This is a genomic window from Gemmatimonadota bacterium, from assembly GCA_022560615.1.
Classification (GTDB): Bacteria; Gemmatimonadota; Gemmatimonadetes; order Longimicrobiales; family Gaopeijiaceae; genus UBA1138.
In genome coordinates this window covers 86,126-98,300 of sequence record JADFSR010000011.1, presented here as the reverse complement: position 1 = coordinate 98,300, position 12,175 = coordinate 86,126, and the positions used below count along the sequence as shown (strand labels likewise).

Here is a 12,175-nt window from a genome sequence, read left to right as displayed (position 1 = left end):
TGTGCCTGAGCTTCCCAATGCCCTGCCTGCGCATGTCGGACAGCTACCTTGCGCTTGCGACGGGCACTGTTCTTTCGGCTCTGCTTGAACGATATTCTCTTCACCGGAAAGGCCTCCTGCGTTGGAGCAGTGATTCTGCCGAGAATCTTGCTAACTCCAATAAAGATAAGCCTTTCCGGTTTCTTATTCAGGTAGGCTGCACAACATCACGCTTGCTTTGGGTCTAGTGCCTGCCGCAGAAGCGCTTCGGCCCCCGGAGCCTCGGTCACCGCGATCAGGCGCAGAAACTCGGCGGCCTCTCGGCTTTCGTTTTGCGTCAGTCTGAGCTGGTATGCGTCCAACAGGAGCTGCTGGCTTCCATGTGGAAAGAGCAGCGGATCGGTCAGGATCTGCCCGGCCGTGAACTCGAGCTGTGGATTGCCGCTGTTCAGCGCCTCCGAGAAGATCGCAAAGTACACGTCGCGCAACTGAGGATCTCGCTTGTCCACAGCCCAACGCTGACTCATCGCCGCCACAGCAGACCCGGCAATCGACTCGGACGGCGAGTTCAGGGCGACCCGGAGGCGATCCAGAGCTTCGCGGCCGCTCAAGGAGCTGATCGCGGACAGCCCGACGCGCCAACCAGCCTCGTCCGTCTCGTCGAGGGCGTCGAGCCAGCTCAGGACGAACTCCCGCTCATTCTGCCTCGCGAGCATGACGATGAGCGGCTCCATCACGACCATGCGCGTTGGGTTCCGCTCGATCCAGCCCTTGAGCCTACCCAGCACCGACGGCGGCTGGGCGCTCCCCGCGAGCGCGGTGGCCGCGTTCATGGCCACGTGCTCCATCGGGTCGTCCAGACCCGCCATGAGCGCGTCCCGCGCTGCCGGTTCCAGCTCCCGCCCAACGAGCGCTGCCATGGCGTTGCTCCTGGTACGCCAGTCCGTAGCCGATCCAGCCCAGTCGGCTAGGCGATCCGTATCGGACGGATCTGACATCCGCCCCAGAGCCTGGACCAGGTACATCGCGGCCGGATCATCTCGCCGATAGGCGCGGAGCGCGTCTCGTACCCGCGACACACGAGCGGACCAGGCCGAAGCATCTGCCAGGCGGCCGAAGTAGTAGGCCGCACCGGCTCGGACCTTGGCGTCGGCGTCGTCGAGCCGCGCCAAAAGGAAGTCCTGGGCCGCCTGGCTTCGGACCCCTTTCACGGCACCGTTCACCGAGAGCGCCAGCACCCTGCGCCCCTGCTCCGCGGCCGCGACCTCCGCTGAAAGCAAAGCGTTCGCGGCCTCCGGCGAAGCGATCTTACCGAGTGCCTCCAGGATCCGGTCACGCACGTCCGCGTCGGATTCCGCCTCGAAGGCGCTGGCCAATTCCCGCACCGACGAGGCCTGGCCGAGCTGTCCGACGGCGAACGCCGCGTCCCGGCGGACATTGGCGTCGAGGTCACCGCGCGCGGCCGCCAGCAAGGGCACGAGCGTCTCAGCGGCCTGAACCGAACCGAGAGCGAGCGCCGCGCGTGCGCGCACGTCGGCCCTTTCGTGCGTCAACATGCCAGCGAGCGCCCCCCCGTCCCGCTGTACCTGGAGATCCACCACGCCTTGCAGCGTGGCGTCAGTGAGCAACCCATCTCGCGGTCTGACTGGAGGTAGCTCGGCGTCCGGCGCGACCGGGTCACACGCCGCGACGAACACGACGAGCAAGAACCGGGGCGCGACGCGAGCGAGCGAGAACGATCGAGACCTATGGATCTTCATGGAACGCAATCTAGTGAATCGCGTCGAGGTACAGTTCGAGGCGGAACGCGCGCGGCGGCCGGAGCCCCCACGCGGAGTCCAGCCGGATGAGGCCGTCCAGCACCGATAGGCCCACGCCGGCCGAGTACAGCGCGTCCTCGAAGCGGTAGCTCTCGGACTCCCCCACCCAACCGACGTCCGAGAAGAGCGATACCGAAGCGAACGAATACGTGCGCGCCAGTTCACCCCTCGCGCTGACGAAGCTGGTGCCTGTGAGGCTGCGCGGATCGTAACCGCGCAGGGACGAGGGTCCACCCAGGTGCCACATGCGCTGCGTGGTCAGCTTCCCCCAGCCCTTGCCGGCGCCGGCCTCGAGTCCGAGGCGCATATCGGACGGGAGTGGCACCGCCAACCGCGCGAGCAACGCGGTGCGGGCGTACTCGAAGTGGCCGGTCGCCGCCTCGGCCGTCAGCTTGAGACCTCCTTGTACAAGGCTCGGATCGGAACCCCACCAGGGCGTTATCGCGACCTGGCCTCCGTACACCCAACCCTCGTCCGCTATCAGGTTCTCCCGGAAGCGAAACGCGTCGTCACGGAGCTTGAAGACGGCGAAGTCGGTTTCCACCACTACGGGTCGGTGGTACTCAGCGAAGCCTCTGACTTTGAAGTCTCGTCGCTCCAACTCGGGTGGCGTCCACTCGAAGGACGCCCCGGAGCGCCGATAGTAGTCCCCGTCGTCCCGACCGGCGAACGCCGCGAGCAGCGAATTGCCGAGCCCGAGGTGCCGGGCATCCTCATCGATGGCAGCTAACTCGTGAAAGAGGCTGAACGTCACGCGTCGCTTCAAAGTCTCGCGCGTGATGTCGACACGCCCGTTGGGCTCCAGATCCGCAATCCCGATGCGAGCCGTCCCAGTCACCGACAACGGTCCGAGCGACGTCTGAGGCCGAACCTGCCCACGCACTCCCATCGAGAGTCCTTCCACGCGGTTGAAACGCATGAGGTCCGGTCGCTGCAAACCCCACCGCAGGGTACGCGGCATCTGCGCCAAGGGAGGTGCCGGCTCCTGCGCTTGCAGCGCGCTCGGCGCCGTGAAGACGGCCGCGAGCAGCAGAAGTAGTCGAACTGTCTTCTTCCGCATCAACGCGCCAGCGTCATCTGTTCGACGTCGTCCCAGCCCGCGACCACCTGACCCATCGCGGGATCAGAGATCGTGATGAAGTCGATCGACTTGAGATCTATCCACACGCGCCCGTAGAGGCGGTCAGCGGGAGGAGCCTCCTGGAGCCCGGTGGCAAGCGAGAGTGCCAGCACAGCGATCAGCTTCATCGTCCCATCGCTTCTTCTGGATGTGGTCCAGTCCGCCGGTCAGTTGCTGACGTGAGCCTTGAAAAAGGCGCGCCCGTGCCATGTCGCAGCCGCCGGCTGCTCGAGCTCCCCGGCACGGAAGCTTCCGATCGTGGTCAGGCTCGTGTCGAACACGTGCGTTTCGGGACCCACCGCCCCGGACTCCACCAGCGCCCGGAACTCGGCGCGGGTAACAGTCCGGATCTCCTCCCCGTCGCGGTACCACACAGGAGCATGATCGATGATCGATACGCTCAGCTCCGTGCCGAGACCACGCAGGCGGTTCACCAGCGCGTCGATCGAGCAGCCGGAGGGGGCTTCAGCGTCCACATCCACGCCGATGACCAGAAAACGGTCCTCCCTCAGTTCCCTGCCGGAGCGAAGCGGAACGCCGTGGGCGGCCCAGGCGTCGAGGAATGAGTCGACCGCTTGCAGGAAGGCATCGGACTGGACCGAACTGAGGGCCTGCGTAGCCGGAAAGACCCACAACCGGCCACGATCCGGTAGCGCATCGAACGCAACTTTGGGCATCGCTACGCCGCCTCCGGGTCGGTCCCCGCACCGCCTGCCGGCACGGGCGGGGGAGACTTGTCCAACAACACCGCCACCCAGCGCAAATCGTGTGTGTTCTCGAGCCAGATCTTCACCATCACCGTCAGCGGCACGGATAGCAGCGCCCCGAGTGGACCCCACGCCCACCCCCAGAAGAGTAGCGACAGGATCACGACCAGCGTAGACAGGCCGAGCCGGCGCCCCAACAGGTTGGGCTCGAGGATGTTTCCGAAGAGGACGTTCACAACGACGTAACCCATCGCCACGAACAGGGCGTGAGTTACGGTTCCGTGTAAAACGATGCTCAAGAGCACCGCGGGCACCGCCGCGATGATCGAGCCAACCGTGGGCACGTAGTTGAGCAGGAACGCCATCAGGCCCAACAGAAGAGCGAACTCGAGTTTCATGTAATAGGCCCAAAGACCCAGAACCAGCCCCGTAGCGAGTGATACCATCGTCTTGATGCCCAGGTAAGTCTGCACTTCCGTAACCACCTTGGCCAACCGGTCCTCGTCGCCGGCATTCTGCCCGAGCACGTACCTGATCTTTTCCGGGAAGACTGTGGCCTCACCCAGCATGAAGGCCATGATCAGGAAGACGATGAAGGTCGTCCCGAAGAACTGGGCGATGCGCCCGATCGTGCCTTGCACGAGGTCCACGACCGCGGTCGGATTGATCAGGTCCGTGGTGATGTAAGGGCTGACGTCGAAGTTCGGGCTCAGACCGTCGACCCACTCTATCACGGCTGCCACGCGTTCTCCGAACAGGTCCTGGTACCGTTGGATATTGTCCTGGAGGTCGGTAACCGATTGGCTCGCCACCAGGATCAGTAGGCCGACGACTGAGACGAAGATGAGCACCGTGATCAAGGTCGCGAACCCCGCCGGTACCCGGTGGTGCACCAGCCAGAGCATGATCGGGAGGCTCAGAACAGAGAGGAACAGCGCTAGAGCGGTAGGCAGCAGAATCGGCGCCGCAGATTTCAGCCCGTAGACCACGACGACCAAACACGCCAGGATGAGGAGAAACCTGGCGCCCGGATGTTCCTCCGTGCGCTCGAAGATCATGAGGTCTTAGCAGGGGCTAGTTGGGACGCCGCAGATACGGCGCGCGCCAAACACTACCCCTACCGTCGAAATGGTGCCATAGCCCGAGGGCGACTCTGCAATGGACAATGAGACGAGCCCATACTTGGAGATTCCCGACTCGGACGAGCAGCTCCTCGCCGAGTGCCGCGTGGAGACTTTTCGTGCGGGCGGACCCGGCGGACAGCACCAAAATACGAGCGAGAGCGGCGTCCGGCTGGTACACCTGCCCTCTGGCCTCCGAGTGGTGGCCCGTGAGGAGCGCAGCCAGCATCGCAACCGCACCCGGGCGCTCGAGCGACTGCGCGAGAAGCTCGAGAAGCTCCTGCGTCGCAAGACCCCTCGTATATCGACGCGGGTGCCGCGCAGGGAGAAAGAGAAGCGTCTCGGCAACAAGCGCAAACGAGGGCAAGCCAAGCGACTCCGAAAACCCCCGGATCCGGAGCGCGACTGACCTGTCGCACACGATTCGTGTCTTGCGAGGACGTCGCGGAGGCTTGAGCCCGAGGGCCGCGATCTCTTTCACACAGATTCTGCTGAGGAACCTTCTCTTTCACCATACGTGTGACGAATGAGCTTGGGATGTTGGAACCAGCCCAGTTTCAGAGCGGTTCCTGTGGCTGCAGCCAGGCCCACGCCGGCGACGGCCAGAAATCGCTCCGGTAACGTCGGCCGGCCAATGACAGAATGAATGCGCTCCTGTAGCTGTCCAATCCAGCGGCGAACCTCCCGGGTGGGACCAAATAATCTCCCGGCCAGGAACACAGGATAGGAATCTCGGAGTTGCCGCTCGTACATCCGGGCCTTGTCCAGCAGGATGGGGTTGTCTGAATCCCTTAGTTTCAAATGCCCGAGCAACCAGGTTTCGATGCACCGGAATATTGAGGGACCCAAGCGCTTGAAGTCCTGCTCGAAGCATGTCCTCTGCGTCTTCTCGATTTCAAAACCGCTCATGCTGGGATGCTTCACCAGGGCGTCGAATCCACTAGCCTTTCGGCTCAATCCCACGGGGTCATCTCTCACGTCATGGACAAGCAGACCTTGTTCCGCAACCCGATCGAAGAAAGGCGTGCCCGGCACCGGTCCGTAGATGAGGAACTGGTTGAAGCAGGGTTTCAGTGCCAGTAGTCCCGATAGCTCCTCTTCGATGATCTCCGGCGTCTGGTAATCAAAGCCGACAATCATGGAGGCAAGAATAGTGATGCCATGCTCGCGGAATTCGGTGAAGATCTCTTCAACCGGTCTGCCCGATTGTTTTTCGAAACCTGACCTGGTGCCCTCATAACCGATCCATATCCCGTCGATTCCCATCTCGAGAATCTCGGTCACCGTATACATGCTGACGGCCTTCACGCTGGCGAAACAGAAGATCGAGAGCGCCTTGCCATCTCTTACGACGCAGTCTCGGAATTCGAAGGCGCGCTTTCGATTGAGAAGGAAGTCCTCGTCGAGAATGATGATGGTCATCTCGGGACTCAACTTCATGTATCGCTGGACCACAGCGTAGATATCGGCCCCGGTGGGCAGCAAGCGAATATGTTTGCGCCGGAAGAAATGCGAGGTGCAACAGAAATCGCAGCCATGGGGACAACCCAGCCCCCCGAAGACGACTCCGGTACGGGAAACATTCCGGCCAAAGACCGTCAGTGGATTGACAATCGTTGGGTGGCTGTAGGGCATGGCCTTCTCAGGCTGTCCGAGTACCCGGCGCATGAATCCCACTCCCTCCTCCCGGCAGATGAAGTCAGCCAGAGGAAGGAGCGTCTCATCTGAGAGAACCGTTCCATATCCTCCCAGCACAATCTTGCTGTGGGGGGAGTATTTGCGGATGAGTTCCACTTGCTCCTTCATGCTGTTGAAGGTGCCGAGCACGAATGAGATGCCGATCAAATCGTGGCCGCACTTCAATTCCCCGATGAATTCCCTCTTTGAGGGATACTGCAGGACCGTCGTGGGTACGTCGATGTTTTCAGCGATGTACTCCAGACCAAAACTCACATGCAGCGAACGGGGACTGAACAGCCCCTGGGCCCGAGTTACCTGGGCGTGCAGAAGTTCATAGCCCACGCTGGGACCGTGGCCATACTTCTCACCCAGCGGCCGGCAAACACTGGTGAGCAGCACCTTTCTGACTTCGATATCCAATTCTTGAGCGTGGCTTGCGTAATCCATGGTGAACTTCTCCGAGATCTCTTCCACAGTCGACGTGGCATAACGAACTTTGCCTCGCCCACGGCGAGCGTCATTCGTCTCACGAGTGAACGGGCTTTTCGAGGTTGAGTGGCCGGCGGCGCTCGCCAGGGGGGGTCAGCCGGCGATCACGTCGTCGACTCCGCTCCGCCAGCTGTGCGCCCGATCACGACCTCCAACAGGTAGGGGGGAGTACCGACCTGCCACGGCCTAGCCCGGACCGCGCCGAGGAACACGCGGGAAGAATCGTGAGGGCCACGAGCGAGAGGTCCGCCTTCGACTTTCACATATGCTGCTCCCAGATACAGGCATCGAGCCCGGGGGCGGAGGCGGGAGCGGTCATAGGATACGCGGTACTGCTGCAGAGCGCCAGTAAGCTCGTCTCTGTCGCGTTCGCTACAACAATACGAACGGCAACCCCAGAGCGAACAGCCCACTCACGATGATCACGCTCACCGGATTGGCGCGATCGTCGCCCTCCGGTATTCGGAGTGGCTGCCCGACCGAGGGAGCCACGGAGCCATCCGATGGCGCAGGGACGAGGACAAGCTCGGCCGGGAGTGGCTCGCACCTCTTCCGCGGCCGAGCTACCCCACCAGCTCGGAGCCGGCTGGCACACACTCAGGCGCCGGTGAGCGACGAAGCGGAAGGACATGCCGGACTTTGAGCTACGAAACAGCCGGAACCCCTTGGACTAGAGGGGTCCCCGCAATGGGCCCGGCAATGGGCCCGGCAGGGCTCGAACCTGCGACCTACCGATTATGAGTCGGCTGCTCTAACCGACTGAGCTACGGGCCCGCGGCAAAGAAGATACAGCCCATGCCACCGTTCGCGCAGTGCCCCCTTCCAACTAGCTTCATGCGCCAGCGCCGTCCGTCCTGGACGCCGCACTCGCACGCCCGCGACAGAGCTCTCGCATGAAAGTGGTCGTTCTCGGCGCAGGCGAGGTGGGTTTCCACCTGGCTAAGCGCCTCTCAGAAGAGAATCAGGACGTCATCCTGATCGAGTCCGACCCGGAGCGGGCGGACTTCGCTTCGCAACAGCTCGACATCCTCACCGTCGTAGGTAACGGCGCTTCGCTTCCTGTGCTGGAAAAGGCCGGAATCAGCGACGCGAACATGCTGCTGTCGGTCACGAGCAAGGACGAAGTCAACCTCATCGCGTCGATGGCGGCGAAGAAGTTCGGCGTGCAGCACGTCGTGGCCCGCATATCGAATCCCGAGTACTACGGAGAGGGCTCGGTGCTCTCCCAAGAGCAGATGGGCATCGACCTGATGATCAACCCGGAGCGCGAGTGTGCACGGGAGACGTTCGACCTGCTGCGCAGTGAGATCGCTACCGATGTCGTGCCCTTCGCAGGGGGTCGCGTCCATCTCATCGGACTGCGCATCAAGGAGGGGGCGCCAGTGGCGGGCAAGACGCTCGCCGAGCTCGCCGAGGACTTGAACGACCACCACTATGCGACGGTCGCCATCGTCCGTGACGGCAAGACGCACATTCCAAAGGGCGATTCCAAGATCCTGGCGGGAGACCAACTGTACCTGCTCTCCCCCACCAGCGAGATCGAGGATCTCGCGCCGCTCGCTGGATACAAGTCGTCCCGCCTACGCCGCGTGATGATCGCCGGAGGTAGCAGAGAGGGCGAGTACCTCGCGGAGATCCTCGACGCGAAGGGCATCGATTGCACGATCCTCGACCGAAATCGGCGGCGGTGTCTCGAGCTAGCGGAGCGATTGCCGCGCGCGCTCGTGCTCCACGCGGACGCGACCGACCTCGAGCTCCTGGAGATGGAGGGCGTAGCGGATATCGATGGCTTCGTTGCAGCGACCAACAGCGACGAGACCAATTTGCTCTCGAGCCTGCTCGCCAAGACCGTGGGCGCCCACAAGGTCGTGAGCCTGGTACACAAGTTCGAGTATCTGCGACTGGTACCGCGCGTCGGCGTGGACGCATCGGTATCTGCGCGGATGTCCACGGTGAACGCGATCCTGCGCTACGTTCGGCGGGGTCACGTAGTCACCGTCGCAGAGCTGACCGGCACCGACGCCGAGATGATCGAGTTCAGCGTCGATGAAGGGTCGGCGATCGCGGGCCAGGCGCTAAAAGACGTGCACTTCCCGAAGGACGCGGTCATCGGCACCATCGTGCGTGGTGACGAGATCATCCTCCCTCGCGGCGACGACATCGTGTTGCCGGGCGACGACGTCATCGTGTTCGCGCTGCCGGACGCGGTCCCCGAGGTCGAGCAGCTCTTCGACTGATGTCCCTAGCCCGGGTCGCGAACGTCGTAGGTCTGCTCCAGATCTTCGTTTCCCTGTCGATGTTCATGGCGGCAGGGGTCGCGTTCGTGTACGGCGACGGCGACGCTCTGGGCATTCTCCTGGCCGGCATCGTGACCTTTTTCGTGGGCGGCTTCACGTACAGAATCACGATGTTCGAGGGTGACCTGACACCCAGAGAAGGCTTCGCGATCGTCACGCTGGCCTGGACGGCGGCGGCCGCGTTCGGGACACTTCCGTATCTGTTCACAGGAGCGCTCGATTCACCCGTCACCGCGTTCTTCGAAGCGATGTCGGGCTTCACGACCACGGGTGCGTCGGTGTTCACCGACATCGAGTCGCTTCCTCACGGAGTGCTCTTCTGGAGGTCTCTGACGCAGTGGCTGGGTGGGATGGGCATCATCGTGCTCGTGATTGCGGTTCTGCCGTACCTGGGTGTCGGCGGCATGCAGCTCTTCAAGGCCGAGGTGCCCGGACCGACCCCGGAGCGGCTGCGACCCCGTATTACGCAGACCGCGAAGCTGCTCTGGCTCGTGTACGTCGGCCTTACCGCGGCGGAGACCGCGCTCTATCTGCTGGGAGGCATGAGTTTCTTCGACGCGGTGAACCACAGCTTCACCACGCTCGCCACTGGGGGCTTCAGTACCAGGAACGCGTCGATCGCCTCGTTCGACTCGGCATACATCCACTGGGTGACGATCGTCTTCATGTATCTCGCGGGCGTGAACTTCTCACTGCACTTCCGTGCGGCGACCGGGCGACCAGTCTATTTCCGCGACCATGAGTGGCGCTTCTACACCTGCATCGTGGTACTCGCCGCGATCGCGATCGCCGTCGTGAACCTGGCGTCGGGAAGCTACGCCGCGTTCGAGCCCGCCGTGCGCGACGCGCTATTCCAGGCGACCTCGATCACCACCACTACAGGCTTCGTGACCGCCGACTACGAGCTGTGGGTTCCAGGGGCGCAGATGGCTCTCTTCGCGCTCTTCTTCGTGGGTGGAATGGCCGGCTCGACTGGCGGCGGCATCAAGACGATGCGCGTCCTGCTGCTGGTCAAGCAGACCGCCATTGAGCTCAGGAAGCACCTCCACCCCCGGGCGGTGCTGTTGACGCGGGTCGGGGAGAAGACCGTGAAGCAGGAAGTGCTGGCCAACGTCACGGGCTTCGTGATCCTATATCTCCTGCTCTGCCTCGCCGGCGCAGTCGTGCTCGGCTTCCTGGGCATGGATCCGCTGACGTCGATCGCGGCGAGCATAGCCACGATAGGCAACGTAGGCCCTGGCTTCGGTGACGTCGGCGCCACGGACAACTACGGGTGGATGTCAGACCCCGCGCTCATCGTGCTCTCCTTCTTCATGCTGGTCGGCCGGCTCGAAATCTACACGGTGCTACTGCTCTTCCACCCCGAGACGTGGAAGGCTCGGCGCTCGTTTCACTAGAAGGCTACTTGGTCCCGAAAAGTCGATCGCCCGCGTCCCCGAGCCCCGGCAGGATGTAGCCGACGTCGTTGAGCTGCCGGTCCAGAACGCCTGTGAAGAGCGCCACGTCCGGATGGACCTCTGCCAAGGCGCGCACACCTTCTGGGGCCGCGACCAAGCACATGTAGGTGATGCTGCGCACGCCCCTGCTCTTCAGCCGCGCGATCGCCGCAGAAGCGGACCCGCCGGTCGCGAGCATGGGATCGACGACGAGGAAACGCCGCGCTTCGGGCTCGCTCGGCACTTTGAAGTAGTACTCGACGGGCTGTAGAGACTCTTCGTCGCGCGCCAGGCCGACGTGCCCGATCCGTGCGCCGGGGATGAGGCGCAGCACACCTTCGACCATACCAAGCCCCGCCCGCAGCACCGGCACGACCACGAGTTTCTTGCCCGCGATGCGATGCCCGGTCATGGTCTCGAGCGGCGTAACGACTTCGACCTCCTCTTCCTCGAGCGTACGCGTCACCTCGTACGCCATGAGCATCGCGATCTCTTCGACGAGCTCGCGGAAGAGCTTCGTGGGCGTATCGACCGAGCGCAGCAAAGCAAGCTTGTGTCGGATGAGCGGATGGTCGACCACGGTGAGGTTGGGAAGCTCGGACATGATCACCTCTTGATGGACAGAGCCACCAGGCTCTTTCGTTCGTCGGGCTCGAGCTCGCGCCACGCACCCGCCTCCAGATCTCCGAGGTTGACGGTGCCGAAGCGGAGTCGGACGAGCCGACTTACGCCATGCCCGATCTCGAGCATCATGCGTCGAACTTCTCTCTTCCTGCCTTCGGTCAGGACCAACCGGAGTGTGGTATCGTGCGCTCCGCGCTCGACGATCCGGGCCGAAGCCGCCCTGGCTGGGCCGTCCTCGAGATCGACGCCAAGCGTCAGAGCCGCCAGGCTCGCCCGACCCACTTCACCATTCACCACAACCAGATACTCTCGCTCCACGCCGCGGCTGGGATGCTGGAGTCTGTTCGCGACGTCTCCGTCGTTGGTCAGGAGCAGCAGTCCCTCCGCCGGTCGATCGAGCCGGCCCACGTAGCGCAACGCCCCCAGCTCGGGCGGCAAGAGATCGTACACGGTCCTGCCCCCATGCGGATCGCTCCTGGTCGTGAGCACCCCCGGCGGCTTGTGGAACGCGATCCATCGAACTTCGGCGCCCGTGACCAATTCGCCGTCCACCTCTACAGTGTCGCGACCCTGCACCACGCAGACACCCAACTCTCGCACGACCTTCCCGTTCACGCGGACTCGTCCTGCGAGCATCAACCGCTCAGCTTCCCGCCGGGACGCGCGTCCCGCACGAGACAGGTACTTCTGGACGCGGATCCCTTCGGACACCGCCTGTTAGTGTCCTATCCCAGAAGTTCGCCGGCATTCAGGCACCGATGCATCCACCCTGGCTGCGTTGCTCCTCGACCCACGCCTGCGGCGCGGGTGCCCCATAGCCCTGCTATTCCTCGTCGTCGCGCCTTGGGGCACCGCTCGCCGAAAGGCGAGTGGTCGCGGCGCCTCGGCACCCTCGGTGCACG

The 12,175-nt window shown here is 63.4% G+C and carries 11 protein-coding genes and 1 tRNA gene; 3 read left to right on the top strand and 9 right to left on the bottom strand.

The window, feature by feature from the left end:
* Nucleotides 1-206: 206 nt before the first annotated feature.
* The 5 genes from IIB36_08750 to IIB36_08730 are packed head-to-tail and all read right to left on the bottom strand — an operon-like array spanning nucleotide 207 to nucleotide 4,684.
* Complete coding sequence (locus IIB36_08750) at nucleotides 207-1,739, bottom strand: HEAT repeat domain-containing protein (GenBank protein MCH7531830.1); 1,533 nt, start codon at nucleotides 1,737-1,739, stop codon at nucleotides 207-209.
* A 10-nt stretch (nucleotides 1,740-1,749) separates the two neighbouring features.
* Complete coding sequence (locus IIB36_08745; GenBank protein ID MCH7531829.1) at nucleotides 1,750-2,859, bottom strand: BamA/TamA family outer membrane protein; 1,110 nt, start codon at nucleotides 2,857-2,859, stop codon at nucleotides 1,750-1,752.
* Nucleotides 2,859-3,047: a hypothetical protein gene (locus IIB36_08740; GenBank protein MCH7531828.1), complete on the bottom strand. Its 189-nt coding sequence runs from the start codon at nucleotides 3,045-3,047 to the stop codon at nucleotides 2,859-2,861. The genes IIB36_08745 and IIB36_08740 overlap by 1 nt, the downstream gene beginning before the upstream one ends.
* 39 nt (nucleotides 3,048-3,086) lie before the next feature.
* The gene (locus IIB36_08735) at nucleotides 3,087-3,596 is read right to left on the bottom strand and encodes a hypothetical protein (GenBank protein MCH7531827.1); all 510 of its coding nucleotides are present in this window, start codon (nucleotides 3,594-3,596) and stop codon (nucleotides 3,087-3,089) included.
* Between the two features lie 2 nt (nucleotides 3,597-3,598).
* On the bottom strand, nucleotides 3,599-4,684 hold the full coding sequence (locus IIB36_08730; protein ID MCH7531826.1) for an AI-2E family transporter: 1,086 nt from the start codon (nucleotides 4,682-4,684) through the stop codon (nucleotides 3,599-3,601).
* Between the two features lie 100 nt (nucleotides 4,685-4,784).
* Between IIB36_08730 and IIB36_08725 the strand changes: the two genes are divergently transcribed.
* Entirely contained in the window at nucleotides 4,785-5,156 is a 372-nt protein-coding gene (locus tag IIB36_08725) for a peptide chain release factor-like protein (protein MCH7531825.1), read from the top strand.
* Between the two features lie 68 nt (nucleotides 5,157-5,224).
* Here IIB36_08725 and IIB36_08720 read toward each other — a convergent pair whose 3' ends face one another.
* Both IIB36_08720 and IIB36_08715 read right to left on the bottom strand, forming a co-directional pair.
* Nucleotides 5,225-6,874: a hypothetical protein gene (locus tag IIB36_08720; GenBank protein ID MCH7531824.1), complete on the bottom strand. Its 1,650-nt coding sequence runs from the start codon at nucleotides 6,872-6,874 to the stop codon at nucleotides 5,225-5,227.
* A 742-nt stretch (nucleotides 6,875-7,616) separates the two neighbouring features.
* Nucleotides 7,617-7,690, bottom strand: a tRNA-Ile gene (locus tag IIB36_08715).
* A 119-nt stretch (nucleotides 7,691-7,809) separates the two neighbouring features.
* On the opposite strand from IIB36_08715, the gene trkA reads away from it, so the two are divergent.
* Together trkA and IIB36_08705 are read left to right on the top strand one after the other, a co-directional pair.
* On the top strand, nucleotides 7,810-9,153 hold the full coding sequence (gene trkA / locus IIB36_08710; GenBank protein MCH7531823.1) for a Trk system potassium transporter TrkA: 1,344 nt from the start codon (nucleotides 7,810-7,812) through the stop codon (nucleotides 9,151-9,153).
* The gene (locus IIB36_08705; GenBank protein MCH7531822.1) at nucleotides 9,153-10,610 is read left to right on the top strand and encodes a TrkH family potassium uptake protein; all 1,458 of its coding nucleotides are present in this window, start codon (nucleotides 9,153-9,155) and stop codon (nucleotides 10,608-10,610) included. The genes trkA and IIB36_08705 overlap by 1 nt, the downstream gene beginning before the upstream one ends.
* Before the next feature lie 4 nt (nucleotides 10,611-10,614).
* On the opposite strand, the gene upp is transcribed toward IIB36_08705, so the two are convergent.
* Nucleotides 10,615-11,253: a uracil phosphoribosyltransferase gene (upp, locus tag IIB36_08700; GenBank protein MCH7531821.1), complete on the bottom strand. Its 639-nt coding sequence runs from the start codon at nucleotides 11,251-11,253 to the stop codon at nucleotides 10,615-10,617.
* 2 nt (nucleotides 11,254-11,255) lie between these two features.
* The gene (locus tag IIB36_08695) at nucleotides 11,256-11,984 is read right to left on the bottom strand and encodes an rRNA pseudouridine synthase (GenBank protein MCH7531820.1); all 729 of its coding nucleotides are present in this window, start codon (nucleotides 11,982-11,984) and stop codon (nucleotides 11,256-11,258) included.
* Between the last annotated feature and the right edge of the window lie 191 nt (nucleotides 11,985-12,175).